Source organism: Serratia liquefaciens, from assembly GCF_027594825.1.
Taxonomy (GTDB): Bacteria; Pseudomonadota; Gammaproteobacteria; order Enterobacterales; family Enterobacteriaceae; genus Serratia; species Serratia liquefaciens_A.
Window position 1 is genome coordinate 3,959,186 of the sequence record NZ_CP088930.1, and the last position, 25,041, is coordinate 3,984,226.

Consider the following 25,041-nt stretch of genomic DNA (forward strand, 5'->3'; position numbering starts at 1 on the left):
GTCGGGGTTAAGCGCGACGCGGATTGGTCAAGCCGAAGTTAAAATTATTGCAGCGGTTGCAGAATTCCTTCATCACCGGTGGGGTGTCCATCATCGGCACCTTAACTTCGATAAAGGCCAGCCGATCCTGACGCGAGGCGTGCTCCAGCGCCAATTCCAACTGGTGGGTAGTTTCTACCGCCACGCTGAACGGCTTCGCCTGGGTATTGAGCACTGCCGGCAGTTTGGCGTAGTCCCAGGGGCCGATATCGTTATACGACGAGTTCTCCCCAAGAATATAACGTTCGATGGTGTAACCATCATTGTTAATCAAGAAGATAATCGGCTTCTGATCGTAGCGCAGCAGGGTGGAAACTTCCTGAGCGGTCAGTTGGAAAGAACCGTCGCCGATAAACAGCAGGTGCCGGCGATCCGGTGCGGCCATCATGGTCCCCAGCAGTGCCGGCAGGGTATAGCCAATCGAGCCCCAGATCGGTTGATTGACCACCTGAACACCGTCCGGCATGCGCATGCCGCCAATCGCCGCGCCCGAGGTGCCATTCTCCACCACTATTACGTCATCGGCGCGAATAAAGCGTTGGATGCGTTGCCATAAATAAGCCTGATCGACAGGGGCATCGCTGGGCGTTGCCAACCGATGCCGCGCTTCAGGTAGGGGCGCCGGCTGGTGGTCTGTTACCTTTTCACCCAGTGCCAGCAGCGTCTGTAACAGGTCGGCGGTCGCCACTGCCGGGTAAGAGGTGGTGCCCAGCTTCACGGAGAACGGCTGAATATCAATTTGCGCGTCAGACGGGATCCGGTGCGAAAAATAGCCGGTTGTGGAGTCCACCAGACGAACGCCGAAGCTCAGCACGCAGTCGGCGTGCGCCATGTGTTCATAGAGTTCGGGGCGCGAAAGGTTGCCGCTGTAACCGCCCAACCAGCCCGGTGTGGTTTCCGGAATGATGCATTTGGCCGTCGGCATATTGGTGAGGGGAATGGCAAATTTATGTGCGACCTCAATCACCAACTGCTGCAGTTGAAAGCGTTTCACCATTTGGTCGACCAGAATAATCGGTTTCTTCGCCTGTTTTATTCGCGCCAGTAATGCCATGGCCGCCAGTTGGACATTATATGGGTCGCTGGGTGGCAATTGCGGCGCGGCGATTGGCTGAGTGATTTCAATTTCCACATCGCAAATATCAGAAGGCAACTGTAAATAAACCGGTTTCTTTTCCGTCCAGGCGCGGGAAATAACGCGAGGGATCTCCACCGCCGCATTTTCTGGCGTGATCAACGCTTGGGCGACGGTGAATTGTTTAAAACAATTCATGACGTTATCAAAGTTGCCGTCCGCCAGCGTATGGTGCAGCAGCTCATGGTTTTTCATCGCGTGCAGTGGCGGAGTACCGGCCAGACAGATCACCGGTGCGGATTCGGCATAAGCCCCGGCAATGCCGGACAGCGCAGCCAGGTCGCCGACGCCGTAGGTGGTGATCAGCGCCCCAGCCCCTTTTAACCGCGCATAGCCGTCGGCCGCGTAGGAGGCATTCAGCTCGTTGCAGTTGCCGATAAATTCAATATTGCCGTCGTGTTCGATCAATTCCAGCAGCGCCAGATTATAGTCGCCGGGTACGCCATAAATACGATCGATGTTCAGGGTGCGGAGCTGTTGCAGGATGAATGCCCCGATAGTGATTTTCATGTGTTTCTCCGGATTTTTTATCTTTCTTTTATCAGGCAGAGAGCAGCAAATAACTTGCTGGCGATGTTGTGTTATTGAGCAATCCAATAAACGTTCAGCCCTTGCTGACCGGGTCGTGCTCGTTAGCATTAACAATTATTTAAACTATCGGCTTGTTCAAGTTGAGTGGGGCGCATGAAAGGGTAGCTTATTGTATTTTCGGGTTTACATTGGGGGTGGGTGGGATTTACCGCGGCGATGTGATGGGTGGTATTTTTCACCTAATGTAATAGAGATGTGAAATATGGCGGCTTGGGCCGGAACATGGCATACGGGATGAACACCGGTACTTTTGCCTGCCGGTAAAAATAATGGCGGGAAGTCCCTCGTTTTTGCCGTTGCAGGTCTCTAAAGCAGCGATGTAACTGCAAATTTACAGCCATTGCGCCTGACAGGGCCTTGAGCTTATTGAGATTGCCGTAAAATGGGCGGCGAGAACCCACGAAAAGCGTGACGGCGATTCCAGTTGCTTATGGGGCGGCAGTAAAGATTTCGCTACGCTCAGAGCAGGAAAGAAGTTCTGTAGCCAGCTGGCGGGCCGCCGGGTTTTACTCTGGGAGCAGCATTATTGCGGAGTATTCCGACAGACGGTGCAGGGGGGGCGCAGTAGCCTGAGCGCCCGGAGTCGACCCGCCGGGCCGTTTCCCTTTACCTGCGGCTAAACTTAACCAAGTGACAACGAGGCAGGAGAAAACGGTTGGATAAATAAGATACAGCTTGATCTTGATGGGTCGATCGGTAAGAATCGCCGGCCTTATTTTTTACAGGAGTTTGATGATGTTTTTTAAGCGGACAATTTTAGCTTGCTCAGTGGCGCTGCTATTTCCTGCACTACCTTCTTACGCTGAGGTTGGTGCAGGAAATGGCAGCGCGACGCAGGCTGAAAAACCGGGGTTGTGGCAGCGTTTCACCGATAACGTGGCGGAAACCTGGAATAACTCGCCGAATAAAGACATCTATCTGCCGGCCATTACCTGGCATAACCGCTGGACTTACGACGACGAGCATATCGATAAGTACAACGAGCGTCCCTGGGGCGCCGGTTATGGCATTTCGCGCTACGACAGCGACGGTGACTGGCACGGCATTTATCTGATGGCATTCAAGGATTCGTTCAATAAGTGGGAACCGATTGGCGGTTACGCTTATGAGAAGATCTGGCGTCCTCTGGACGACAAGGACTTCCGTCTGGGTCTGGGCTTCACCGCCAGTGTCACCGCGCGCGATAACTGGAATTACATTCCTATCCCGGCCCCGCTGCCTTTGGCTTCTATCGGTTATAAGCGCCTGACCTTCCAGGCCACTTATATTCCCGGCACCTATAATAACGGCAACGTGTTCTTTGCCTGGCTGCGCTGGCAGTTCTGATCCCTGGTGGGTCGCTCAGTTTGGCGGCCCATAGCCCCCCGAGCTGTACATTCTTCGCCCAAAAAATTACCTGAATTCTGAAAAAACGTCCTATTGCCGGCTAAAAGGAACTTGTCGCCGCGGGTGGCGTCCGAAGATGTGACCCGGCGCATTGCGCTGATTGCACACGATTCGCCCATCCGCTTTTTCCCGTCGCCAATCGCTAGGGGGATGCTGAAAGGATGGCGAGATAAACAGGAGCTTTACCCCATGAACACCAAGCATCGTTTACTGCTGGCGCTGACATTGACCTCCGCCATGACCTGCGGCGCGGCTCAGGCTGCCGGACTGATGGATTCCCTCAGCAGCGCGGCCGGTGAACTGAGTAAATCGGGTGGCAGCACCAGTGGCACTTCACTGTCCTCCCTGACCGGTTTACTGAACGGTGGCGACAAGGCGCTGAGCTCCAGCAGCATGACCAACGCGGCCGGCATCCTGCAGTACTGCGTGAAAAATAACGTCCTGTCGGCCAACGGCACCGAAGCGGTGAAAGACCAGTTGCTGAGCAAACTTGGCATCACCAGCACAGAGAACGCCAAAAGCCAGGACTACCAGCAAGGGCTGGGTGGCCTGCTGAAAACCGGCGAAGGCAAGAGTCTGGATCTGAACAGCCTGGGCACTTCGCAAATCACTGAAAAAGTGAAGCAAAAAGCCTGTGATTTGGTCCTGAAACAGGGCGCATCCTTTATTTCCTGATAGCTTAAACGGCGGTATGCTCCGGCTGCCGCCGTTTTTAACTTTCCCCGTCGTATTTCAAATTAGCCGGCTATCCGCGGCATGAAATAGACTGGAGTGGTAAGAGAAAAAATGAAAAAAATTCTGATGGTCTCCCTGTTGGCAGGGATGGCGATATTGCAGGGCTGCACCATAAAATCTAACGATGCACCACCGCCACCGCAGGTAAAACCAATCGGCATGGCGAACCCGGCGGACGTTTATTGCACCAAGATCGGCGGCAAGCTGAACGCCAAGCAAAATGCTGACGGCCAGTACTCCACCTGTACCTTGCCGAACGGCCAGGAAATCGAAAGCTGGGAATTGTTCCGCCGCGATCATCCGGTGAAGAAATAAGCCTCGCGATTAAAACTCGCGGTCGCTGATCGGCTGGTATTGCACGCTGCCGTCCGTTTGCAGTTTCAGCGACAGCCGCCAATCCTGATGACGACTCAGGGTGAAGGGTTTGGAGCGGAAGTTACAGCCGGTTTTGATGTTTTTGATTTTCATCACGTATTCCCCGGCCGGGTTGGTTTTGATATTAAAACTGCCGGCTGCGGGAATAAAAACCTCCGCCAAACGCTGTGGCGCGCCCGGTGTCTCCAGTTTGACCAATACCGCAAAATTGTTGTTTTGATTATCCAGCGTCAGTTGTTGCTGTGGGGCGGCGGCTTTGCCTTCCGGCTGATGCAGATAGCCGGCCGAAAGAGGCCAGGGTTGCCCGGCGTTGTCATGCAGCGGGCCGCCGCACTGTTCGCGTGCTTCGCGCATCGGCATTTCACGCTGGATGGCCCGGTTGTAATCTGTGGTGGCCGTCGTGACAAACTCATCGTCGCTTTGATGGGCTCGCAGATAGCGTTTGGCGCTGAAAACCCCAGCGGCAATCAGCATAAAGAAGATAAAAATCGTCAGGCGGCTCCTGAAAATGCCCCCAAACAGCCTGCCCGGCAATTGAAATAGCCACTTCGCAATTTTTGACAGCATCCTTTTCCCTTAGCGCCCAAGCCGTTACGTTCTGCGGTAACCTTGCTCGCCTCAGTATAGCCAAATCACCTGGGGGGAGGTAATAGCCCCGTAAAATTCCTGCGTGTTACCTCATCCCCTCTTCCAGCAGCAACAGCAGTAAAAAACCGACAAAAAACATCGCGGTGGCGAGCGGGGTATCTTTACCTCCTTCGTGCGCCTCAACCAGCAGCTCCTCCGTGACCAGATAGAGCAAGGCAATCAGGCCGAAGGCCAGAAACGTGGTTAGCCAGAAAGCCCCCAGCATGGCAATCGGTGCACCCAACAGACCGCCTATTGGCAACAGCAGAGCCAGACCGCCAATCGCCAGCATGGCTTTTATCCGCCGGCCGAAAAAATCACGTAAATCGCCTACGATCGACAGCCCCAGAAACAGCACTTCCAACGTTAGCGCGAGCGTCAATAACAGGCCCGCTTTGGCACCGGCAGCGAAGGCGATGCCCAGCACCAGACCATCGATAAAGATATCCACACCGACGGTTGCCACAAAGCCCGCCGGTCCCTGAGCCCGTTCTCCCAAGCGCCTGACCAGCAGCATCATCAGCACACCTGCGGCACCGCCGAGCAGCACTGCCCAGGGTGATTGTTGCTTGAGATCGGGCAGAATTTCGGTCGCGGCTGCGGCAAAGACGATGCCAGCGGTAAAGTGATGAATGATGCGCATGGCGGCATCGCCAGGGCGGCGATAAAGCGCGATGGCGGCGCCAACGACGGTCGCTGCGGCGGGAAATAAGGTATACAGCACGGCTGAGGTCATCAATATTCCTTTATCTGAGACGTAAAGTTTCAGTCTAGTCGAGTGCTACTCCTTCGCACCGTCGCAAAAAACATTTGTACGATTTTAAACGTTTGTGTACATTTGTGATCACTTGTTCGCCATCGAGAAGTCGAATGTCCAAACTGTTACCCAATCAGCGCCATGATGCGATCCTTGCCACCTTGCAGCAGCAGGGGCGAGTGCTGGCGGTTGAAATGGCGGAGCGCCTGAAAACCACTGAAGCCACCATTCGGCGCGATCTGCGTCAGTTGGCGGCACAAAACCTGTGTAAACGCATTTATGGCGGTGCGTTGGCACCCACGCCGGCAACCGGCCCTATCAGCGCACGGCTGCAATTGAGCGGTGATGAGAAGCAGGCGCTGGCGCTGGCTGCACTGTCGTTGATCAAGGAAGGACAGGTTATTTTCCTCGATGCCGGCAGTACCCACCTTTATTTGGCCGACCTGTTGCCGCGCGATTTACGGCTGACGGTGGTCACTAACGCGTTGACTATTGCCGGCAAAATGCTGGAACAGCCGGGGATCCGCACGATTTTAATCGGCGGCGAGCTGGATGCCGACGTCGGCGGCTGTGTGGACGCCAAAGCGGTGCAGGAAATCGACGATTTTTACTTTGACCTCGCTTTCATCGGTATTTGTGCTTACGACCCAGGCAGCGGTTTTTCGGCGCTGAATTATCAGGATGCCCAGTTCAAGAAACGTTTGCTGGCGCGGTCCGGTAACCTGGCGGTGCTGTGCACCGGCGACAAACTTAACACCTATGCCCCTTATAGCTTTCTGCCCGCCAGCCGCGTCGATTATCTGGTTACGCCAGCCGGCAGCCATCCGCAGCTCGAACAGCAGATAACTCACAGCGGCGGCAAGGTGCTGTACAGCAATTCACCCATTGGAGACTGAGATGAAAATAGCCCATGTTGCACTCTGGACCCGCGATATCGATGCCCAGGTGGCGTTTTGGCAGCGGTATTTTGACGGCGTTGCCGGGGAGCAGTACGTTAGCCGAAACCGCCCGGGGTTTGTTTCGCGTTTTGTCAGCCTGGCGGCCGGCCCAACGCTGGAGATCATGAGTCTGCCGGAACTGCTGCCGTTGGAGCAGACCAATGAACGCATCGGGTGGGCGCATATTGCATTGTCGGTGGGAGATGAAAGCCGCGTCGATCAGCTGGCGCAGCGCGCACAGCAGGAGGGGATCCTGCTGGCGGCGCCACGCCGGACGGGGGATGGTTTTTATGAGGCGATCGTTCGCGATCCGGACGGTAATGCCATCGAAATTACCGCCTGATCACTCCTCTTCGATACTGGCAAACTGCTGCGCCAGATAGTCGAGCAGCAGCCGCACTGCCGGCAGTAGGCCGCGACGTGAAGGGTACACCGCATGCACCACGCCACCCTGCGGTTGCCAACCTGGCAGCAGTTGTACCAATTCGCCGCGCAGCATGTCGTCGCGCATCATCATCGACGGCAGCTGCACGATGCCGGCCCCGGCGATCGCCGCTGTCCGCAACATCAGCATGTCGTCGGTCACCAACCTCGGCCGATGTTCCCACTCCATTTTCTCACCCTGTGGTCCGGTCAACTGCCACAGGTGCTGTGCGCGTGCCGGGCCAAGATCCAGTGTGGGGTATTTATGCAATTCCTCGGGCCGTTCCACCGGGCCGAGGGTTCGCACCAGCGCCGGGCTGGCGGCGATGCACCAGGTGCGCTGCGCCAAAATTTTCAGCACCAGATCGCTGTCTTCCAGCGGCGGTGGCCGCACGCGGATGGCCAGATCCAGGCCTTCACCTACCACGTCCACCCGGCGGTTAGTGGCTTCCAGATGCACCGTGACTTTCGGGTAATCGGCCATAAAGGCCGCGACCATGCTGCCGACCCGGGTATGCAGAATGGCCACCGGGCAGGTCATGCGTACCGTGCCGCAAGGTTCGGCGCGGGTTTGCTCGATAGCCTGCTGCGCCGCATCGGCTTCCACCAGCATTGCCTTGCAGTGCGCATAGTAATTCTGGCCGACGTCGGTGACGGAAAACCGTCGCGTCGAGCGTTGGATCAGGCGCACGCCCAGGCGTTCTTCCAGCAACGCCACGCGTCGACTCAGTTTGGACTTGGGGATACCCAGCGCACGGCCTGCGGGGGCGAATCCCTGATGGTCGACCACGCTGGCGAAATAAAACAGATCGTTCAAATCGGTGAACATCGCCGTCCTTATCATCGTTCCATATCTAGAACACTGAGTGTACATCTTGCCTACTACTGCGGCAAACGCGACAGGATTAAACTTCTGACATCAACTTAAGGTCGTGAGACCTGAAACAGGAGTTCAAGATGAAAAAGATCCTCGGTATTTACAACAGCCCTGAAGCCCACTGGGTCGGCAACGGTTTCCTGGTGAATTCGCTGTTCTCCTATAACGATTTGGGGGCGGAAATGAGCCCGTTCCTGCTGTTGGATCATGCTGCGCCAACCAAGTTCCGCTCTGCCTCTGGCACCCGTGGCGTGGGTCAGCACCCGCATCGCGGATTTGAAACGGTGACCATCGTCTACCAGGGCGAAGTGGAGCACCGCGATTCTACCGGCAGCGGTGGGGTGATTGGTCCCGGTGACGTGCAGTGGATGACCGCCGCCTCGGGTATTTTGCACGAAGAGTTCCACTCACGGGATTTCTCGCGCAACGGCGGCACCATGGAAATGGTCCAACTGTGGGTGAATCTGCCGGCCAAGGACAAAATGGCTGAGCCGGGTTACCAGACGCTGCTGAATGCGGATATTCCAGTCGTTCCACTGGCGGATGGCGCAGGTCAGGTTCGGGTGATTGCCGGTAACTTCGACGGCCACGCTGGGCCGGCACGCACCTTCAGCCCGCTCAATGTGTGGGACATGAAGCTGAACGCCGGTCATACCACCACGTTGACGGTGGAAGAAGGGCATACGTTGGCGCTGGTCATGCTGCATGGCGCTATTCATGTTAACGGCGAAGAAGTGGTGCGCGAAACCCAAATGGTCAGGTTTGACCGTGCGGGGGATTCAATCACCCTCGAAGCCAATAACGATGTCAGTTTGCTGGTTCTGAGCGGCGAGCCGATCGACGAGCCTATCGTCGGTTATGGTCCGTTTGTGATGAACAGCGACGCGGAAATTCAGCAGGCTTTCCGTGACTTCAACGGGGGCAAGTTCGGCAGCATGGCGGCAGAACACGACGCCGTCTAAACCCTCAGCACGCCCTCAGAACCGATCCGGAGAAACACCTCCGGATCCGGTTCTACACTTAAGTAACCTCTGCGCTTTGGCCTGTCGGTCAAGGGCAACCTTTAGCTGCAACAATCAACCCCAAAGGAGTAAACCATGACTGCAAATTACAAACGCCTTGATAAGGATCAGGCGGCCGTTTTGCTGGTGGATCATCAGGCAGGGCTGCTTTCACTGGTACGCGATATCGACCCCGATCGTTTTAAAAACAACGTACTGGCACTGGGTGATTTAGCGAAGTATTTCAACCTGCCGACCATTCTGACCACCAGCTTCGAAGACGGCCCCAACGGCCCGCTGGTCCCCGAGCTAAAAGCTCAATTCCCCGATGCGCCCTTTATTCCACGCCCTGGACAGATTAATGCCTGGGACAACGACGACTTCGTCAAAGCAGTAAAAGCCACCGGCCGTAAGCAGCTGATTATTGCCGGCGTGGTGACCGAAGTGTGCGTGGCCTTCCCGGCATTGTCTGCCCTGAGCGAAGGTTTTGAGGTCTTCGTGGTCACCGACGCCTCTGGCACTTTCAACGAATTGACGCGTCAATCGGCCTGGAGCCGTATGGAAGCCGAAGGCGCGCAGCTGATGACCTGGTTCGGCGTGGCCTGTGAGCTGCACCGTGACTGGCGCAATGATATTGAAGGCTTGGGCGCGCTGTTCTCCAACCACATTCCCGATTACCGCAACCTGATGACCAGCTACAGCACGCTGACCAAAGGCAAGTAATTCCCCCGGAGCGCAGCCAACAGCTGCGCTCCGTTTGAGCCAGATTACGTGAGATTGCATATCTGAAGTCTTTTAGTCGATAAATCCATTCACTCGCCTTCCTTCCTGTAATTATCCAACCCTGCAGCCCATCAGATTTGAAAAAAAACACCCTGTAAACAGTGAAATTTAATTGTGTTTGAAATCATTAAATTTCTATAAATTTTTTTTGGGTTAAAAATACCTGACCGATTATTTTGAACTCGGTATTAATATTGATTTAATGCCTTTGATTAAAGCAGGCGTGTTCTGCTATATATTTAATGTTTAAAGTTATTTAATTCAATAAATAAAACAGCCAGCGGCCTACCAGGTCGTGCTGTGGGAAAACGTAAAACTTTCTGTAGGTCTGATTTTAAGAGATGAAGAATGTCTAACACAGCAAGAGGGATGGTTGATGAATGCATTCAGAGATAAGCTTAAAGCGCATGTGCATCATGTGTCCGCGGTCGGTCAGCATTGCAATACAGAAGAAACGACAAAGCAGGCTTTAATTTTGCCATTATTGGAAATCCTCGGTTTCCACCCTTATGACCCCACGAAGGTAAAAGCAGAGTATGGTGCTGATTTTCCTGGTGTTAAGGTCGGTGAGCGAGTCGATTATTCTCTTTTTTGCCATGCCGTACCTGTCATGTTTATTGAGGCGAAGTCCTTCAATCAAAACTTAACGAATCACAGCCCGCAGCTATCACGTTACTTTAATGCCACACCCGAAGTCACGGTTTCTGCTATCACTAACGGAAAAGAATGGCGTTTCTTTACCGACCTGAAAGATAAAAATATTATGGATGATACGCCCTTCCTAAAAATAGATTTTAATGATTTAAACGACTCTGATATTGAACAGCTTTATAGATTTAGACATGATCAATTTCAGCCGGAAGCTCTGAGGACGCTGGCTGAGGAGAGCATTTATCTGACATCATTCACTAAAACAATCAGTGCCAGCCTGAGAGACGTAGACTTGGATTTTGTCAGGTATGTGGCGAACAGATCCAATGTTCAACGCCAACTTAACCAGCGTTTTCTGGAGACAATCACTCCTTTGGTCCGTCAGGCCGTTGAGAAAGCGGTAAGTGCTATGGTGGTGTCTGGATTGTCTGTGACGTCTGAAAATAAAACGCTCTCCGAAGAGAGCGGCGAAGGCGAGCAAAACAGTAACGCAGATCCGTTAGCGCCGATCATTGATCCAGAAAACAGCAAGATAGTTACTACTTATGCTGAAAGAGCTTTATTCGATAATGTGGCGATGATTCTGGGTGAGAGTGCAGATTTAACGGCAAAAGATACGGAAAGCTATTACAGCATTCTGGTGCAGGGAAAAACCACTCGCTGGGTCCTTCGGTATTTTGATAATAAACAAAGGCCTACCGTGCTTCTCCCCTTGGAAATCAATGAGGAAAGACATGCGGAAATTGTCCGTGCGGGTTTGGAGCTTGCTGCTGGAGGGCACATCATTATCGATCGACCTGAGAATATCTTGCGGCTCACGGGGTTGATCATCGACTCCTACCATTATTGTATTGATGATGAGAACTTCAGGCAGAAGAAAAAAACGCAGGGATGAGTTTTTTCATAAAGTACTGCAAGGCGTAATCAATAAAAATTTTCCCTGATGCCTTTACACAATCCTTAAGCTTTCATCACGTTAGCGCAGGGATGTAAGCAAAGATCATCGGGATGCAAAGGTCGTGAAAAGCGGCTTTCTCATCGGCCGGGAGCGGGGTAGGTTAGGCCCAATCCCGGCAAATGAGAGCGACACCATGAAAAATGCATGCAAAGTACTGATACTGCCCGTTCTGGCTGCCACGACGTTGTTCAGCGTCAGTGCGCTTTCTGCGCCGCCGGCGGCAGATAAAAATGGGCCGCCCGCAGAACAGGGTTCCCGCCAGCCTCCTTTCCCTGGTGGGCATATGCCTAAACCGGGTTTCTGTCACGGTGGCGAACTGTTCTGTGCGACCTCCGCCAGCGATAACCCCACCGAAACCATCAATAAGCTGACTTCGGTGATCCCTGCCGGCAACGCCAAGCATTACGAAGTACGTATCTCGGTAGTGGCATTACCGGATAAGCCGCTCGCCCCTCCGGCTCCTTAAATCGGGCCGCTGGTTCTGAAGGGGAATGCGCGTTAGTCTGGGGTGAATCACCTCAGGAGGCAGGATGAATCCGTCAATACTTCCCCCTTATCTCCAGCCCGGTGACCGGGTGCTGCTATTCGATGGCGAGTGTAATTTGTGTCACGGGCTGGTGGGATTTTTGATCCGTGCCGATCGGCAGGGCAAGATCCTGTTGGCCACGGTGCAATCCGAAGAAGGGCAGGCAATCCTGAATTGGCTGGCCTTGCCCACCGATCGTTTTGACTCCATCGTCTATCTTGAACCGGGCCGACATTGGCTGCGTTCGGCGGCGTTTTTTCAGGCGTTGCGCCAACTCGGCTGGCCATTTCGCCTGTTGGCGCTGGCGCGCTTTTTGCCGCAGCGGCTGGCGGATGGGTTTTACAATGCAGTGGCGAGCAACCGCTATAGGTTGTTTGGCCGCAATGCCGGCACGGCGTTGCCTGGAGAGGCTTTGCCGGAGCGTTATCTGCGCCATCGTCGTGGGAAATCTCGCTGAGCTTTACGCTTCTTTACCCTTTAATCGATTGAATTATCATCATTCTGGCCCCATATAATGGAACGTTCAGCCAAAAGGAGTGCGTATGGGGATCAGCGAAGAAGAGTACATCCGCCGTTTAAGTCAGGAAAAGAATGCGGTGGGAAATACGGCAAAATGGGTGGCGATCGTTTCCGCCATTTATTTCGCCCTTATGGTGTTTTACGGCCATCCGATCGGCGTGCTGACCATGTCCGGGCTGATTTTTATTGTCTCAACCACCACCTGGTTGAAGAAGCGCCAAAAGGTGAAGTCCTACCGTCGGGCGCTGGCAAGGATCAACGACGAACCACCGGTTCAGCAGCCTTGATATTCGCTGCGCATGATGCTGTAAACCAGGCTTGGCGTATCGCCGGGCACGTCATCCAGAGTATCGACCAGACTTAACCCCGCTTTTTCCAGCACGCGGCATGAGGCCAGATTTTTTTCGCGCACAAGGGCGGAAATCTCTGCCAACTGCAGGTGTTTGAAACCATACTCCAGCGAGGCCAGCGCCAACTCCGTAGCCAGGCCACTGCCCCAGACCTGCGTATCAAAACGATAGCCCAAATTCACCGTGCGCTGTGCCCCTAGCGGCCGCCAGGACAGCCCGCCAAAGCCGATAATCCACTCCGGCCGTTCACGTAGCGCAATTGCCCAGGAACCATAACCGTGTTGCTCCCAGCATTCGATCCGTTCCGTCAGCGCCAGCCGCGCCCGTTGTTCCGTGGTGATGGGGCCTGCGGGGTTAAAGCGTTGGGTGTCGGGATCGCCAAAAATGGCGTAAAACCGGGCCAAATCATCGGCCACCGGGGGGCGCATCAACAGGCGTGGGCTGGTATAGGGATCGGTAGGGTTCATTTTCGACATGGTTCACGTAACCTGCTGTGATTGGACAGATTTAACTGTAGACCAGACGTGGGGGATGAGGAAACAGAAAACCCCTCTCCGGGGAGAGGGGAAAAGGGATCAGATAAACGAATCGTCGTCGCTGTAGTCGTCATCGGAGAAGTCGGTGTTATCGTCGTTTTGATAATCCGCGTTCTGGAAGCCGTTGTCTTGGTTGAGGAAGCGGCTATCTCCGCCGTTGTTAAAGGTATCGAGATTATTGGACGCGTCGAAATTATTCATCGCGCTGTCATCCACCGGCGTTGTCGGCGTCTCATCGATAATATTAACAATTTCCTGAGGTTGTGAATGGCGGAACATGCCGGTCAACATGTCAGCCAGCACCACACCGCCCGCCACGCCGGCAGCAGTTTGCAATGCCCCACCGAGGAACCCGCCGGCACGTGAAGGCGCCGCCTGTGGCGGTGGATTGTTGTAGGCGGGTTGCTGCTGGGCATAGCCCGTCTGAGGCTGATTGTTCCATGCCGCGTTATTCTGCTGTTGCGCCTGATACTGTTCGCGCGGGCTTGGCGCGTTGCGGTTACCGCCGCCAAACAGCCCGGCCAGGAAGCCGCCGCTGCTTTGTTGATTGGCGTTATTTTGCTGTTGCTGGGCAATCTGGCTTTCCAGATCCTTCACCCGCTGGTCGAGCTGTTTCAGCGCCGCTTCCTGAATGATCATCGCCTGCGCCATGTAATAAGGTGCGGAAGGCTGTTCGCGGATGTGCTGGTTGATTTGCTGCTCTGCCTGAAGATCCCTCTGGCCCGTCTTGGTCTCGGCTTCTTTCAAGCGGCCAAACAGACCATCGATAAGACGTTGTTCTTCGGATTGCATAGGATTACCTCAAGGAGATGAATAACGGTACTGGATGAGAGATCTCATCGGTAGCTGTCACCCTAGCGCGTTTAGATGAACCAATAAATAAATGGCAGGTAAACCTGTTTATGAATTTGTTACCCGTTACGTCAGAGGGATCAGCATCACCAGTTTCAGCCCGCCGTTTTCCACCGGATTAAACGTCAGTTGCCGATAGCGCAGCTCGCCTTGTTGCCCATGAGTAAAAGCTCGTTCTCCCCCTTCGCGCGCCAGCACATCATGCTGTTTCCACCAGTGATGGAAGGCCTCGCTGTTGTGCGTCATGTTGCGTACGAAAGCGCGCATCTCTTCGGTATTTTGATGGTGGCTGGTTTCGGCGCGAAACTCGGCGACCACGCGTCGTGCCCGGTCCTCCCAGTCGCTGACCAGCGCTTTGGCCAAGGGATGAAAAAACATAAAGTGCAGCAGATTGGGCGCGGCGGTTTGGTCCAGCCAGCCACAGAACAGGCTTTCCGCCGCCGGGTTCCAGGCGAGCACATTCCAGGTGATATCCAGCAGGTAGCAAGGCACCGTCACCTGGTTAACGCTTTGCAGCACCGCGCTGTTGTCGGCTTCGTGAGGCTGTTCCTGTTCGGGATCGGCGACTCGCGCCAGGGTAAACAGGTAGTGACGCTCGGCATGCCCTAACCGCAGTGCTTTGGCGATACGCGCCAGCGTATGCGGCGAGATGGAGACCTCGCGGCCTTGCTCGATCCAGGTATACCAGGTGGCGCTGATACCGCTGATTTGCGCCAACTCTTCACGGCGCAGTCCACTGGTGCGACGGCGGGGAGCAGTGGGTAAACCCAGCATTTCCGGCGTGATGCGCTCACGGTGTGCACGCAGAAATGCGCCGAGGGCTTTGGGGCCGGACAAGGCTTCAGTTTGCATAGGCTGGTACCTGTTTATACTAGGATAACTGCTCATATTGTACCCGTATATTAAGCTGATTATAGTAATAAAAAAGCCATCCGGCACCGGCGCAAGCCCGACAAAAAGGAAGCACATATGAGCAACAGCAACAGCCATAAGAATGCGGTCGACCGCCAGTTTGGCGAGCAGGCCAACGCCTATCTCACCAGCGCAGTGCATGCACAGGGGAAGGATCTGCAGCGACTGGCTCAGTTGCTGGAACCTTATCCCGATGCCAGGCTGCTGGATCTGGGGTGCGGAGCCGGGCATGCCAGCTTTACCGCCGCAGCGAAAGTGGCGCAGGTAGTGGCCTATGATTTGTCGGCGCAAATGCTGGCGGTCGTGAGCCAGGCCGCGGTAGACAAAGGTATCAATAATATTCAGGTGCAGCAGGGCGTGGCGGAATCCCTGCCGTTTGAAGAGGCCAGCTTTGATCTGGTGATTAGCCGTTATTCGGCCCACCATTGGCACGATGTCGGCCAGGCGCTGCGTGAAGTGCGTCGGGTGCTCAAACCGGGTGGCAGAGCCATCTTTATGGATGTGGTCTCACCGGGGCATCCGCTGCTGGATATCTATCTGCAAACCGTTGAGGTGCTGCGTGACACTTCGCATGTCCGCAATTATGCACCGGGCGAATGGCTGAGCCTGCTGACCGAAGCAGGGCTGCTGGTACGGCAGGTGACGTCTGACAGGTTATATCTGGAATTCAGCAGTTGGGTTGCACGCATGCGTACGCCGGAGCATTTCGTTACCGCGATCCGAGCGTTGCAACAGGGGGTTTCTGAAGAGGTGCTGCAGCATTTTGCCATCCAGCCGGACGGCTCATTCACCAGCGACATCATGATGTTTGAAGCGGCCAGAGGCTAAATAACTTCAGGGCAGCCAATATACCCTTTGGTTTTTCGATTGCCGCGTAATCGGCAATAATCGGAAAACCCTGGGATATAGCGGCTGCCCTGACAGAACAAGAACGGGTATAAATTACTTCTTGTCTTCCAGCAGGCAGCGATAAATCAGGCCGCCAATAACACCGCCGACTAACGGTACCAGCCAGAATACCCAAAGCTGTTGCAATGCCCAGGTTCCCTGGAATATTGCCACGCCGGTACTGCGCGCTGGGTTAACGGAAGTATTGGTTACCGGAATACTGATCAGGTGAATCAGGGTTAATGTCAAACCAATGGCCAGCGGAGCAAATCCTGCCGGTGCACGCTTATCGGTCACGCCATGAATAACGATCAGGAAGAATGCGGTCAACACCAATTCAATGACGATGGCGGATTGCAGAGAATAACCGCCCGGTGAGTGTTCACCATAACCGTTGGAAGCAAAGCCGCCGCCGGTAGGATCAAAGCCTGCCTTACCGCTGGCGATCAGGTACAACACCGCCGCTGCGGCAATCCCGCCAATCACTTGAGCAATCACGTAAGGAATAACGTCTTTGGCGGCGAAGCGACCACCGGCAAACAATCCCACGGTAATGGCCGGGTTAAAGTGCCCGCCAGAAATATGACCAACGGCATAAGCCATGGTGACCACTGTAAGACCAAATGCGAGTGCGACACCAAGAAAACCAATACCCAGTTGTGGAAATGCTGCTGCTAATACTGCGCTACCACAACCACCGAACACTAACCAAAATGTGCCAAAAAATTCGGCAAAAAGTCGCTTTGACATAGATTCCATCCCACGGAAAATACTAACGGGCGTTAGCACTAAAAACTATAGAACACCTTTTTAAATAAATGCAGGTTTCTATCAGTAATTTCTTAATGCACCTTGAGTAATCGAGGGTATTAAATCCCCGGGGATTAATTTTGTCTATGCGAATACGCTTATATTTTAGGGTTCTCAGCCTGTTTGGCGGTTTTTTTAGCACTATTATAAGAATTTACCCTATGCTTTATCGATATAAGTATTTCCAGTGAGAAATAGCCACGGTTAAATTCATTTTTTCATATGATTATTCCATTCGATTTGTTCTCGTTAATTGTTAATTCCTATTTGCCATGTTTAATTGTTGCTTCAATTCATGGCATTAGACGCTCCCGTCATCAAAATGTCATGATGGGTTAATACATTAACAGGCTGCAAACTTTCCCCTTAACTCTGAGCCAACATCATGAAAATAAAACCGGTTTCGCTGTTAATCAGTTCGTTGTTCCCCCTGTTTTCCTATGCTGCCACCGACGTTGAAGTGGCGCGTTATGTGGTCAGCTTTCCCGGCGGGGAGCATGTGAGTTATCAGGGGGCGTTCGCCAAGAATTTCCCTCAGGGGCTGCCGGTGGGCATTGGCTCGGGCCTGGTCTTCAATGGGCGCGAGGGTAAGGACTTGCTGTTAACGACTTTGACCGATCGCGGCCCGAATGCTGACGCGCCTGCGGTGGGCGAACAGGAAGCGAAAATCTTCGCTAATCCGAAGTTTGTGCCGCTGTTGATGGATATTCGCGTTGGCGACGGCAAAGCGGTCGCCAGCAACTTGCGCCCGCTGCACGATCAGCAGGGGCCGATCAGCGGGTTGCCTTTGCCGGCGGGGTTGATCGGTACAACCAACGAAGTGGCGTTGAGCGATACGCTGAAAACGTTGGAGAGCGATCGACGCGGGCTGGATACCGAAGGCATCACGCCGGACGGTAAAGGTGGTTACTGGCTGTGTGATGAATATGGTCCTTTCCTGATCCATATCGACAACCAGGGCAAGATCCTCGCCAAGTATGGCCCGACCCCTGAACAGGGGGAACAAGCGGTCGCCGGCGGATTGCCGAACATCATCAAGTGGCGCCAGCCGAACCGAGGCTTCGAAGGGATCACCCGTTTGCCGGACGGCCGTATTCTGGCTGCGGTGCAGAGTACGCTCGACGTTGACGGTAAGAGTAAAAACAAGGCCCAATTTACTCGCTTGGTCAGTTTTGATCCGGCCAGCGGCAAAACGGCCATGTACGGCTATCCGATCGATGTCGACAGCTATAAAAAGGCCAAAGACGCCAAGGTGGGTGACATCGTGGCGGTGGACAACCAACACATCCTGTTAGTTGAGCAGGGCAGTGATAAAGACAAGCAGATGATCAACAAGATCTATCTGGTCGATCTCAGCCAGGCTAGCGATCTGACGGCCTTTGACGGCAAAGGCAAGGCGCTGGAGTTTGACGATGCCAAGGATCTCGCCAAGCGCGGCGTGAAGCTGGCGCAGAAACGTGAAGTGGTGGATCTGCGTAAATTGGGCTGGCAGCAGGAGAAGGTAGAGGGCCTGTCGCTAATTGACGATCGCACCCTGGCAGTGATTAACGATAACGATTTTGGCCTACAGGCCAAGCTGGTGGACGCCCAGCCCAAGGCCAAGAAAATTAGCGATTATCAGTTGGATAAGCAGGGCAGCCTGAGCCTGGACGGTAAAGCGGTATCCACCCGCATCGAGCTGCAACCGCTGGAGAAACCGGAATCGCTCAGCGAGCTGTGGGTACTGACGCTACCGCAACCGCTGAAGTAATAGCGAAACAGGGGACCGCCGCCCTAATATTGCGCTTCAGTGAGCGCGTCCCCTGCTTTCTACTTTATCAGTGAACGTCGCTGGCCTGTGGCGTTCTGCCGCGTGAAATACTCTCCCACACCGCGACGGCCACCATAATCAGCGTGGTCAGGCCATTCACCATCAGTAAATCGGTGAGGTAAGCTATCGGCGCCAATACCGCCAAAGCGATCAATCCCACCAGGTGCGAAAGCGGGAAACGGTGATACACCAGTCGTTTGTAAAGCGCATTGGCGAGCAGATAAATCGCCGGGCCCAGCAGCAGCACTGCTGCCGTTACATTGTCGATATGGCCGTCAGGGTGGGCGATCACCAGTTCATTGGCAACGGCGCAGACGATGATCGCACCAACCAGCACCACGTGCACGTAATGGAAGTTGGCGCCCAGTTGGCCGGGGTTTTCCGCCTGGCTGATAGCATGGCTGCCGGCTTTGCTGCTGGTATCGAAATAGACCCACCACATCGCCAGGCTGCCGAGAAACGCCACCAGTGAGGCTATCAGCACCGGTGCGCTCCAGGACTCCATTTCGCTAAGGGTCGAACCGGTAATCAGAATGGTTTCCCCCAACGCCACGATCACGAATAGCTGGCAGCGTTCCGCCAGATGATGGCCTTCGATAGTCCATTCGCTGCTGCTGTCGGAGCGACCCAGCACCGGCAAGCGGAAACCGAGCATCGGCGAAACGTATTCGCACAATACTGCCAGGGCCCACAGCAACAGTCGGTTATGACCTTCCGCCAGCCCGCCAAGGATCCAGAACACCGCTGAAATACACATCCAGCCAAGAATGCGGCGGAAGTTTTGTTTCAGTGGATGGCCGGCGGGCAGCAGGTTCAGCACCACGCACGATCGGCCCACCTGGATCGCCACGTAAAACAGCGCAAACGTCAGCCCGCGTTCGCCAAAGGCCTGCGGCAGAGCAGAAGAAGCGAACAGGCCCAACAGCATGATGCCGAACAGCAGGATACGGATAGGGCGCGTATCGGGATTAAACCAGTTGGTGACCCAGGCGGTGTATTGCCAGGCCAGCCAAACGGCGAACCACAGCAGCAGCGTTTCCACCGCGCCGGTCAGCGTCAGATGGTGCAGCAGGTAGTGGGAAAGTTGGGTAACGGCAAAAACGTAAATCAGGTCGAACAGCAGTTCCGAAAACGAAACCGAAGCACCATGACCATCACGAACACGCAGTAAGGTTTGCGACATAGGGAGTCCTTCCATAATGATAACCTTCAGAAATAGCGTAGTTCAGTCGCGGGTACGGGGAGAAGAATCTTAAAAGGGGCGGTTTTTATATCCCTTGGCCAAACGGACTTTTAATTGTCATCTGTCAGGGGTAGAGTGACTGCATAGACCCGCGTTGTCCTGCCAAAGACATACCTGCACGTACTTCCTCCTTATTTTCATCACAATGATTGATGTTCTTTACATTGGATTACGTCCGCTTTCATTGCCTGGTAGATAATTAACTCCACTGATACGAGAAATAAACAAAAACATCTGGAGTTCATTATGAAACTATTACCTGGCATCGCAGCAGTTCTTTTGGCAGCCGCTTCATTCTCTTCCTTTGCAGCGCCGCTGTCATCGGTAAAACAGATCAATACAGAGCAGGCCAGCGGTATGCAAAGCCTTGGTGTAGTGTCGGTTTCCGGCATTAGCGGTTCTCCGGGCGATGCGGTTCACGCACTGAAAGAAAAAGCTCAGGCGGACGGCGCCAGCAGCATTCGTATTATCGGGCTGGACACCCCGGGGGATTCCAGCAACTGGCGCGGTAATGCGGAAATATACCGCTAATCGGTTACAGTAAATAAATTCGGCCAGGGCAACAGCTGGCCGATAAAATAAACGGGTGTGGATAATAATCTGACCGGTAATGCAATGACTTGATTACCCGACGATGATTTCCGCACCCTTTTTTTCTGTGTCGGTTGCATTTTATTACAACTGCGTCGGCGGTTTTAGGAAACATGTTAATGAATACTTAAGAAATTGGGGTCAGATTGGTGGCTACTCAACCAAAGGAGGCCCCAATGTTAAACGCGACACGGCTGCAACTGAAAAACCACTTTTCCTACCTCCAGCAGTTTATGGCTTCGCCGCGCACCATTGGCACGCTGGCGCCTTCTTCCCCCTGGCTGTGTCAGGCGATGTTGAATCAGGTTGAATGGACCGGGGCGCTGTCGATCGCCGAACTGGGCGCGGCGGATGGCGTGCTGACCAAGCGGATATTAGGCCGGATGCGTGCAGATGCTTCGCTTGAGGCCTTTGAAATTCAATCTCATTTTGTCCATCAGCTACGGAAAATCGACGATCGCCGCCTGCAGGTAATGGATCGTTCGGCTGAAGAGATGGCCGGCGATTATGACGTGGTGTTCTCTTGCCTGCCGTTGCTGTCGATCCCGCTAAAAATCAGCATTCGTATTTTGCAGCAGGCCCAGCAGCGTTTGCTCGCGCGCAACGGCACCCTGGTGCTGTTCCAGTACAGTCACCTGTCGGAAAAGCTGCTGTCCCGTTATTTTCACTGGAAGCGGCTGCGGGTCGTGCGCAACTTCCCGCCGGCGTTGGTTTACATCTGCACGCCGCGTTAGCCAAGCCTTTTTTCCATCACCACCACTTCGCCATCATATTGCCGTCGGCGTTCGATGGTCTGCCAGCCCCAACCCGCATACAGCGCCTCGGATTTATCGGTGATCAGGTGCAATAGGGGGTGATTGCGCTGGCGTGCCAACAACACGATGGCCGCCTCCAGCCGCTGTGCAATACCCTGGCGACGGTGATCCGGGTGGACGAATACGCCGGCCAGCCAGGGAGAAAGGTCCATCCGATGATGATCGTCGCTCGGCCACAGGCTGGCCATGCCCAGCGGGCGTTCGTCCTCAATCACCAGCAGGGTGGTGTAATCTTCGCTCGGCTGGGCGCACTGGGCAAAGCGTTGGCGCGTGCGTTCCAGTGAACCGCCGCGTTGCGAACCCCATTGACCAAACGCCCATGCGGCGCAAACGTCGCTGAACTGTGGGCACTCCGCCAATGGAATAATACGTTGGGTCATCTCAGTACCTCCTGAATTATCTGCAATCTGACTGGCCTTTTACTGGATTATCGACCGATTTTTTAACTTTATAAAACGGCATTTACAGCGATTTTTCGCGTATCCGCGCCGAAACAGCGTGATTCAGCGGATTTAACCGTCCCGTCAAGCGTTGTGATTGAAAGTGCTAATGAGAGTGATTATCATGCGCGCATATTTTGTTGATCCGGCCCACTTATGCGCAATTCCCTCATGTTACTGCTGTTTTCCCTGCTGCTTGGCGGTTTTAGTGCTCAGGCGAAAAGGGTCACCGATATCACCGGCCGCCAGGTCGAGGTGCCGGATAACCCGCAGCGTATCGTGCTGGGCGAGAGCCGCATGCTGTATACCCTGGCGTTGCTGGAGCCGGGCAATCCGGCCCAGCGTATCGTTGGTTGGCCGGAAGACATGGCGCGTTTCGATGCGCAGAGCTGGCAGCTCTATACGCAGAAATTTCCTCAAATCAAAGCCATACCCTCTATCAGCAAGGGCAACTTCCGTCAGGTTAACATTGAAAATCTGATCCGGTTGAAACCGGATCTGGTGATCCTTGCCCGCTATGCGAAGGAGGAGGGCGACAGTGACTTGCTGCTAACGGCGCTGAGTAAGGCGGGTATTGCAGTGATCTACGTCGATTTACGGGTCGACTTGCTGCATAACACCGTACCCAGCGTTCGACTGTTGGGCGAGGTGCTCAACCGTCAGCAGCGTGCTGAGCAGTTTATCGACTTCTACCAGCAGCATATGGCGGTGATCCAGCAGCGCCTGGCCGGCTACCAGGGGCCAAAGCCCAAGGTCATGCTGCATCTGCACCTCGGGCGGCGTGAAACCTGCTGCACCACTGCGGCTCATGGCAACCTCGGCGATCTGCTGGCCTTTGCCGGCGGTGACAATATCGCCAGCGCCAGCATCAAAGGGGTTTACGGCGAGCTGAACCCGGAAACCATTCTGACCGCCAATCCTGATATTTACATTGCCACCGGCATGGCCGGCCCACAGGGCAAGCGCTTTTCCGATTTGCGTCTGGGACCGCTGGTTACCCAGCAGGAAGCGGATGAGAGCTTCCGTCAGATCATGCAAAAACAGCCGATGCTCGCCAACCTGAAAGCGGTAAAAGACCGTCAGGCCTGGAGTATCTGGCACAACTTCTACCTTAGCCCGTACCACGTCGTGGCGGTCGAAATGTTCGCCAAAGCGTTTTACCCGGATCTGTTTGCAGACATCAACCCGCAACAGACCTTCAAACAGCTCTATCAACAATTTTTGCCGTTACCTTTTTCAGGGACCTATTGGAGTCAGTTACATAATGAATAATACCCAGCGTGGCTGGTGGTGCGCACTGCCTCTGGCGGCCTGTGCGGCTGTACCGGCGATCGGCGCCGACAAAACCGCCGAAAAAGAAAAAGGGGAAACCCTGGTGGTGGTCGGCCAGGCATCGGCGAAGGGCGTGCAAAGTTACCAGCCGCTGACCAGCGTGACCGGCACCCGAACCGAGACCAGCCTGCTGAACGTGCCGCAGGCTATCGACGTGGTGCCACAGCAGGTGATTATCGATCAGGCGGTCAGCAACCTCGATGAAGCGCTAAATAACGTCAGCGGCATTACCCAGGCGAACACCCTGGGCGGCACCCAGGACGCGGTGATGAAGCGCGGTTTTGGCGATAACCGCGACGGCTCCATTCTGCGTGACGGCGTGCGTTCGGTACAGGCCCGCAACTTTACCCCGACCACCGAACGGGTTGAGGTGCTGAAAGGCCCGGCTTCGATGCTTTACGGCATGGGTGAACCCGGCGGGATGATCAACATGATCACCAAAAAGCCGCAGTTGCAGCAGCATACCCACGTGGAAGGCTGGGGCAGCAGCTTCAAGGGCGGCGGTGGCCAGTTGGACGTCACCGGGCCGCTTGGCACCTCCGGGTTCGCCTATCGGATGATTGTCGACCACGATGAAACCGACTACTGGCGCAACTTTGGCCGTAACCGCCAAACGGTGATTGCGCCGTCGCTGATGTGGTTCGGTGAGAGCACCACGGTACGCGTCGCCTACGAACATATGGAATATTTAGTGCCCTTCGATCGTGGCACCATTATTGATTCGCGTACCGGCAAACCCGTGAATACGCCGCGCGATCGTCGCTTCGACGAAAGCTATAACGCCACGCGTGGCGATCAGGACAGCGTCACCCTGCAGGTTGATCAGGTGCTGAATGAAAGCTGGAAAAGCTCTCTGACCTACGCCTACAGCCGCAACAGCTACAGCGATAATCAGGCGCGTGCGCTGGCTTTGGATCCTGTAAACGGCAAACTGACGCGTCAGGCCGACTCCACCGCCCATGCCGTCAGCCATGCCAATGCGGTACAACTGACGCTCAATGGCGACGTTGACTGGGGCAGTATCAACCACCAGATGCTGTTCGGGTTTGATTTTGAAGATAACCGCACCTACCGCGGCGACATGATCCGCGGCACCAAGAACAGCGATTTCGATATCTATAACCCGGTGTATGGCCTGATGCCGACCTCGAACGCCGTCAATGCCAAAGACAGCGACCAGCGTGAAAATCTCACCAGCTACGGCTGGTTTATGCAGGATTCCGTTCAACTGACCGATAAATGGTTGGTGATGGGCGGGCTGCGCTATGACGCCTTTGACGTTTTTGCCGGTAAAGGGCGGCCGTTTGTCACCAATACCGACAGCTCCGACAGCAAGCTGGTGCCGCGCCTTGGGGGGGTCTACAAACTGACGCCATATGTGTCGCTGTACAGCAGCTACACCGAGTCGTTCAAGCCAAACTCCTCCATTGCCAGCCAGATTGGCTCGCTGCCGCCGGAACAGGGCAAGGCCTGGGAAGTGGGCAGCAAGGTTGAACTGCCCAATGGCGTCACCGGGACCCTGGCGTTGTTCGACATCACCAAACGCAACGTAATGGTCAGCGAACTGGTGGATGGCGAAACCGTCACCCGAACCGCCGGGCGCGTACGCTCGCAGGGCGTGGAGCTGGATGTTGCCGGCAATATCACCGATTCGTTAAGCATGATCGGTTCTTATGCTTATACCGACGCACGGGTGGTGGACGATCCGGACAACAAGGGCAAGGAGATGACCAACGTGGCACGTCATACCGCCTCGCTGTTCCTGACGCAGGATCTGGGGTCCCCAGGGCTTTACAGCGGGGACAACGTACGTATTGGCGCAGGGGCGCGTTATGTGGGCCGCCGTCCAGGCGACACCGCCAACAGTTTCACTCTCGATAACTACACCGTTGCCGACGCCTTCGCCGCTTACACCATGCCGGTGCAGGGGTATCGGGTGAAATGGCAATTGAACGTGAAGAACCTGTTCGACAAAACCTATTACCCTTCCAGCGGCAATAAATTGCGCGTAGCGATAGGGGAACCGCGAGAAGTGGTGCTGCGCGCCAGCGTCGACTTCTGATTTTTCGAGCAGCAATACATGCCCGGCGGCGGGTATCTGCCGTCGGGGAAATCTGATTAAATAGCCGGCCCTGACGTTA

27 protein-coding genes are annotated in these 25,041 nt (G+C 54.7%); 17 read left to right on the plus strand and 10 right to left on the minus strand.

Translation table 11 applies throughout. The features are described 5' to 3' along the window. Window positions 1–7: 7 nt before the first annotated feature. Window positions 8–1,684: an alpha-keto acid decarboxylase family protein gene (locus LQ945_RS18105; protein WP_270101404.1), complete on the minus strand. Its 1,677-nt coding sequence runs from the start codon at window positions 1,682–1,684 to the stop codon at window positions 8–10. An 813-nt stretch (window positions 1,685–2,497) separates the two neighbouring features. Between LQ945_RS18105 and pagP the strand changes: the two genes are divergently transcribed. The 3 genes from pagP (at window position 2,498) to LQ945_RS18120 (ending at window position 4,201) form a co-directional block, all read left to right on the plus strand. Further along, the gene (pagP, locus tag LQ945_RS18110) at window positions 2,498–3,091 is read left to right on the plus strand and encodes a lipid IV(A) palmitoyltransferase PagP (RefSeq protein ID WP_197022753.1); all 594 of its coding nucleotides are present in this window, start codon (window positions 2,498–2,500) and stop codon (window positions 3,089–3,091) included. 249 nt (window positions 3,092–3,340) lie between these two features. After that, window positions 3,341–3,826, plus strand: a complete 486-nt coding sequence (locus LQ945_RS18115; RefSeq protein ID WP_020825399.1) for a DUF2501 domain-containing protein — start codon at window positions 3,341–3,343, stop codon at window positions 3,824–3,826. A gap of 111 nt (window positions 3,827–3,937) precedes the next feature. Next, on the plus strand, window positions 3,938–4,201 hold the full coding sequence (locus LQ945_RS18120; protein ID WP_270101405.1) for a DUF333 domain-containing protein: 264 nt from the start codon (window positions 3,938–3,940) through the stop codon (window positions 4,199–4,201). Window positions 4,202–4,210: 9 nt separating this feature from the next. Here LQ945_RS18120 and LQ945_RS18125 read toward each other — a convergent pair whose 3' ends face one another. Together LQ945_RS18125 and LQ945_RS18130 are read right to left on the minus strand one after the other, a co-directional pair. Next, complete coding sequence (locus LQ945_RS18125; RefSeq protein ID WP_044548552.1) at window positions 4,211–4,828, minus strand: hypothetical protein; 618 nt, start codon at window positions 4,826–4,828, stop codon at window positions 4,211–4,213. 106 nt (window positions 4,829–4,934) lie between these two features. After that, complete coding sequence (locus LQ945_RS18130) at window positions 4,935–5,624, minus strand: ZIP family metal transporter (protein WP_270101406.1); 690 nt, start codon at window positions 5,622–5,624, stop codon at window positions 4,935–4,937. 134 nt (window positions 5,625–5,758) lie between these two features. On the opposite strand from LQ945_RS18130, the gene LQ945_RS18135 reads away from it, so the two are divergent. Both LQ945_RS18135 and LQ945_RS18140 read left to right on the plus strand, forming a co-directional pair. After that, complete coding sequence (locus tag LQ945_RS18135; RefSeq protein WP_270101407.1) at window positions 5,759–6,541, plus strand: DeoR/GlpR family DNA-binding transcription regulator; 783 nt, start codon at window positions 5,759–5,761, stop codon at window positions 6,539–6,541. 1 nt (window position 6,542) lies between these two features. Further along, on the plus strand, window positions 6,543–6,926 hold the full coding sequence (locus LQ945_RS18140; RefSeq protein WP_044548556.1) for a VOC family protein: 384 nt from the start codon (window positions 6,543–6,545) through the stop codon (window positions 6,924–6,926). Here LQ945_RS18140 and LQ945_RS18145 read toward each other — a convergent pair whose 3' ends face one another. Further along, window positions 6,927–7,835 (minus strand): LysR family transcriptional regulator, encoded by a 909-nt coding sequence (locus LQ945_RS18145; RefSeq protein WP_044548557.1) that lies wholly within the window; start codon window positions 7,833–7,835, stop codon window positions 6,927–6,929. It abuts the gene before it with no gap. 128 nt (window positions 7,836–7,963) lie between these two features. On the opposite strand from LQ945_RS18145, the gene LQ945_RS18150 reads away from it, so the two are divergent. The 6 genes from LQ945_RS18150 to LQ945_RS18175 all read left to right on the plus strand — a co-directional run bounded on the left by LQ945_RS18150 (window position 7,964) and on the right by LQ945_RS18175 (window position 12,608). Then, window positions 7,964–8,845, plus strand: coding sequence for a pirin family protein (locus LQ945_RS18150; RefSeq protein WP_262239281.1), 882 nt, complete (start codon window positions 7,964–7,966; stop codon window positions 8,843–8,845). A 135-nt stretch (window positions 8,846–8,980) separates the two neighbouring features. Beyond that, on the plus strand, window positions 8,981–9,607 hold the full coding sequence (ycaC, locus tag LQ945_RS18155) for an isochorismate family cysteine hydrolase YcaC (protein ID WP_262239282.1): 627 nt from the start codon (window positions 8,981–8,983) through the stop codon (window positions 9,605–9,607). Window positions 9,608–10,043: 436 nt separating this feature from the next. Next, window positions 10,044–11,213 carry a type I restriction endonuclease gene (locus LQ945_RS18160; RefSeq protein ID WP_269934711.1) on the plus strand — a complete coding sequence of 390 codons (1,170 nt, stop codon included), beginning with the start codon at window positions 10,044–10,046 and terminating at the stop codon, window positions 11,211–11,213. Window positions 11,214–11,409: 196 nt separating this feature from the next. Continuing rightward, window positions 11,410–11,742, plus strand: a complete 333-nt coding sequence (locus tag LQ945_RS18165) for a hypothetical protein (RefSeq protein WP_270101408.1) — start codon at window positions 11,410–11,412, stop codon at window positions 11,740–11,742. Between the two features lie 64 nt (window positions 11,743–11,806). Beyond that, window positions 11,807–12,259, plus strand: coding sequence for a thiol-disulfide oxidoreductase DCC family protein (locus tag LQ945_RS18170; protein ID WP_270101409.1), 453 nt, complete (start codon window positions 11,807–11,809; stop codon window positions 12,257–12,259). A gap of 85 nt (window positions 12,260–12,344) precedes the next feature. Next, a complete protein-coding gene (locus tag LQ945_RS18175) occupies window positions 12,345–12,608 on the plus strand; it encodes a hypothetical protein (RefSeq protein ID WP_044548565.1) in 264 nt (87 codons plus the stop codon). On the opposite strand, the gene LQ945_RS18180 is transcribed toward LQ945_RS18175, so the two are convergent. The 3 genes from LQ945_RS18180 to LQ945_RS18190 form a co-directional block, all read right to left on the minus strand. Next, complete coding sequence (locus tag LQ945_RS18180) at window positions 12,596–13,147, minus strand: GNAT family N-acetyltransferase (protein ID WP_270101410.1); 552 nt, start codon at window positions 13,145–13,147, stop codon at window positions 12,596–12,598. The two genes, LQ945_RS18175 and LQ945_RS18180, sit on opposite strands and share 13 nt — an antisense overlap. 99 nt (window positions 13,148–13,246) lie before the next feature. Further along, window positions 13,247–13,999, minus strand: a complete 753-nt coding sequence (locus LQ945_RS18185; RefSeq protein ID WP_270101411.1) for a DUF2076 domain-containing protein — start codon at window positions 13,997–13,999, stop codon at window positions 13,247–13,249. A 126-nt stretch (window positions 14,000–14,125) separates the two neighbouring features. Beyond that, window positions 14,126–14,911, minus strand: coding sequence for a helix-turn-helix transcriptional regulator (locus LQ945_RS18190; RefSeq protein ID WP_269934717.1), 786 nt, complete (start codon window positions 14,909–14,911; stop codon window positions 14,126–14,128). 117 nt (window positions 14,912–15,028) lie between these two features. Between LQ945_RS18190 and LQ945_RS18195 the strand changes: the two genes are divergently transcribed. Continuing rightward, window positions 15,029–15,799 carry a class I SAM-dependent methyltransferase gene (locus LQ945_RS18195; protein WP_270101412.1) on the plus strand — a complete coding sequence of 257 codons (771 nt, stop codon included), beginning with the start codon at window positions 15,029–15,031 and terminating at the stop codon, window positions 15,797–15,799. Window positions 15,800–15,913: 114 nt separating this feature from the next. Here the strand turns inward: LQ945_RS18195 and aqpZ are convergent, their stop codons facing one another. Beyond that, window positions 15,914–16,609 (minus strand): aquaporin Z, encoded by a 696-nt coding sequence (gene aqpZ / locus LQ945_RS18200; RefSeq protein ID WP_044548573.1) that lies wholly within the window; start codon window positions 16,607–16,609, stop codon window positions 15,914–15,916. Between the two features lie 445 nt (window positions 16,610–17,054). Between aqpZ and LQ945_RS18205 the strand changes: the two genes are divergently transcribed. Further along, window positions 17,055–18,419 (plus strand): esterase-like activity of phytase family protein, encoded by a 1,365-nt coding sequence (locus LQ945_RS18205; protein ID WP_270101413.1) that lies wholly within the window; start codon window positions 17,055–17,057, stop codon window positions 18,417–18,419. 67 nt (window positions 18,420–18,486) lie between these two features. On the opposite strand, the gene LQ945_RS18210 is transcribed toward LQ945_RS18205, so the two are convergent. Continuing rightward, entirely contained in the window at window positions 18,487–19,662 is a 1,176-nt protein-coding gene (locus tag LQ945_RS18210; protein WP_270101414.1) for a low temperature requirement protein A, read from the minus strand. 306 nt (window positions 19,663–19,968) lie between these two features. On the opposite strand from LQ945_RS18210, the gene LQ945_RS18215 reads away from it, so the two are divergent. Continuing rightward, window positions 19,969–20,253 (plus strand): DUF1471 domain-containing protein, encoded by a 285-nt coding sequence (locus LQ945_RS18215; protein ID WP_044548577.1) that lies wholly within the window; start codon window positions 19,969–19,971, stop codon window positions 20,251–20,253. A gap of 236 nt (window positions 20,254–20,489) precedes the next feature. Further along, on the plus strand, window positions 20,490–21,047 hold the full coding sequence (locus tag LQ945_RS18220) for a class I SAM-dependent methyltransferase (protein WP_044548579.1): 558 nt from the start codon (window positions 20,490–20,492) through the stop codon (window positions 21,045–21,047). On the opposite strand, the gene LQ945_RS18225 is transcribed toward LQ945_RS18220, so the two are convergent. Then, window positions 21,044–21,508: a GNAT family N-acetyltransferase gene (locus LQ945_RS18225; protein ID WP_270101415.1), complete on the minus strand. Its 465-nt coding sequence runs from the start codon at window positions 21,506–21,508 to the stop codon at window positions 21,044–21,046. The two genes, LQ945_RS18220 and LQ945_RS18225, sit on opposite strands and share 4 nt — an antisense overlap. 216 nt (window positions 21,509–21,724) lie before the next feature. On the opposite strand from LQ945_RS18225, the gene LQ945_RS18230 reads away from it, so the two are divergent. Then, window positions 21,725–22,840 (plus strand): ABC transporter substrate-binding protein, encoded by a 1,116-nt coding sequence (locus LQ945_RS18230; RefSeq protein ID WP_269934720.1) that lies wholly within the window; start codon window positions 21,725–21,727, stop codon window positions 22,838–22,840. Further along, complete coding sequence (locus LQ945_RS18235; protein ID WP_270101416.1) at window positions 22,833–24,962, plus strand: TonB-dependent siderophore receptor; 2,130 nt, start codon at window positions 22,833–22,835, stop codon at window positions 24,960–24,962. Before LQ945_RS18230 ends, LQ945_RS18235 begins: the two co-directional genes overlap by 8 nt. The last annotated feature ends 79 nt before the right edge of the window (window positions 24,963–25,041 follow it).

What these genes read in the sequence shown, in the direction of transcription:
- LQ945_RS18105 (WP_270101404.1), bottom strand. Translation starts at nt 1,684, where the DNA reads ATGAAAATCACTATCGGGGCATTCATCCTGCAACAGCTCCGCACCCTG.
- pagP (WP_197022753.1), top strand. Translation starts at nt 2,498, where the DNA reads ATGATGTTTTTTAAGCGGACAATTTTAGCTTGCTCAGTGGCGCTGCTA.
- LQ945_RS18115 (WP_020825399.1), top strand. Translation starts at nt 3,341, where the DNA reads ATGAACACCAAGCATCGTTTACTGCTGGCGCTGACATTGACCTCCGCC.
- LQ945_RS18120 (WP_270101405.1), top strand. Translation starts at nt 3,938, where the DNA reads ATGAAAAAAATTCTGATGGTCTCCCTGTTGGCAGGGATGGCGATATTG.
- LQ945_RS18125 (WP_044548552.1), bottom strand. Translation starts at nt 4,828, where the DNA reads ATGCTGTCAAAAATTGCGAAGTGGCTATTTCAATTGCCGGGCAGGCTG.
- LQ945_RS18130 (WP_270101406.1), bottom strand. Translation starts at nt 5,624, where the DNA reads ATGACCTCAGCCGTGCTGTATACCTTATTTCCCGCCGCAGCGACCGTC.
- LQ945_RS18135 (WP_270101407.1), top strand. Translation starts at nt 5,759, where the DNA reads ATGTCCAAACTGTTACCCAATCAGCGCCATGATGCGATCCTTGCCACC.
- LQ945_RS18140 (WP_044548556.1), top strand. Translation starts at nt 6,543, where the DNA reads ATGAAAATAGCCCATGTTGCACTCTGGACCCGCGATATCGATGCCCAG.
- LQ945_RS18145 (WP_044548557.1), bottom strand. Translation starts at nt 7,835, where the DNA reads ATGTTCACCGATTTGAACGATCTGTTTTATTTCGCCAGCGTGGTCGAC.
- LQ945_RS18150 (WP_262239281.1), top strand. Translation starts at nt 7,964, where the DNA reads ATGAAAAAGATCCTCGGTATTTACAACAGCCCTGAAGCCCACTGGGTC.
- ycaC (WP_262239282.1), top strand. Translation starts at nt 8,981, where the DNA reads ATGACTGCAAATTACAAACGCCTTGATAAGGATCAGGCGGCCGTTTTG.
- LQ945_RS18160 (WP_269934711.1), top strand. Translation starts at nt 10,044, where the DNA reads ATGAATGCATTCAGAGATAAGCTTAAAGCGCATGTGCATCATGTGTCC.
- LQ945_RS18165 (WP_270101408.1), top strand. Translation starts at nt 11,410, where the DNA reads ATGAAAAATGCATGCAAAGTACTGATACTGCCCGTTCTGGCTGCCACG.
- LQ945_RS18170 (WP_270101409.1), top strand. Translation starts at nt 11,807, where the DNA reads ATGAATCCGTCAATACTTCCCCCTTATCTCCAGCCCGGTGACCGGGTG.
- LQ945_RS18175 (WP_044548565.1), top strand. Translation starts at nt 12,345, where the DNA reads ATGGGGATCAGCGAAGAAGAGTACATCCGCCGTTTAAGTCAGGAAAAG.
- LQ945_RS18180 (WP_270101410.1), bottom strand. Translation starts at nt 13,147, where the DNA reads ATGTCGAAAATGAACCCTACCGATCCCTATACCAGCCCACGCCTGTTG.
- LQ945_RS18185 (WP_270101411.1), bottom strand. Translation starts at nt 13,999, where the DNA reads ATGCAATCCGAAGAACAACGTCTTATCGATGGTCTGTTTGGCCGCTTG.
- LQ945_RS18190 (WP_269934717.1), bottom strand. Translation starts at nt 14,911, where the DNA reads ATGCAAACTGAAGCCTTGTCCGGCCCCAAAGCCCTCGGCGCATTTCTG.
- LQ945_RS18195 (WP_270101412.1), top strand. Translation starts at nt 15,029, where the DNA reads ATGAGCAACAGCAACAGCCATAAGAATGCGGTCGACCGCCAGTTTGGC.
- aqpZ (WP_044548573.1), bottom strand. Translation starts at nt 16,609, where the DNA reads ATGTCAAAGCGACTTTTTGCCGAATTTTTTGGCACATTTTGGTTAGTG.
- LQ945_RS18205 (WP_270101413.1), top strand. Translation starts at nt 17,055, where the DNA reads ATGAAAATAAAACCGGTTTCGCTGTTAATCAGTTCGTTGTTCCCCCTG.
- LQ945_RS18210 (WP_270101414.1), bottom strand. Translation starts at nt 19,662, where the DNA reads ATGTCGCAAACCTTACTGCGTGTTCGTGATGGTCATGGTGCTTCGGTT.
- LQ945_RS18215 (WP_044548577.1), top strand. Translation starts at nt 19,969, where the DNA reads ATGAAACTATTACCTGGCATCGCAGCAGTTCTTTTGGCAGCCGCTTCA.
- LQ945_RS18220 (WP_044548579.1), top strand. Translation starts at nt 20,490, where the DNA reads ATGTTAAACGCGACACGGCTGCAACTGAAAAACCACTTTTCCTACCTC.
- LQ945_RS18225 (WP_270101415.1), bottom strand. Translation starts at nt 21,508, where the DNA reads ATGACCCAACGTATTATTCCATTGGCGGAGTGCCCACAGTTCAGCGAC.
- LQ945_RS18230 (WP_269934720.1), top strand. Translation starts at nt 21,725, where the DNA reads ATGCGCAATTCCCTCATGTTACTGCTGTTTTCCCTGCTGCTTGGCGGT.
- LQ945_RS18235 (WP_270101416.1), top strand. Translation starts at nt 22,833, where the DNA reads ATGAATAATACCCAGCGTGGCTGGTGGTGCGCACTGCCTCTGGCGGCC.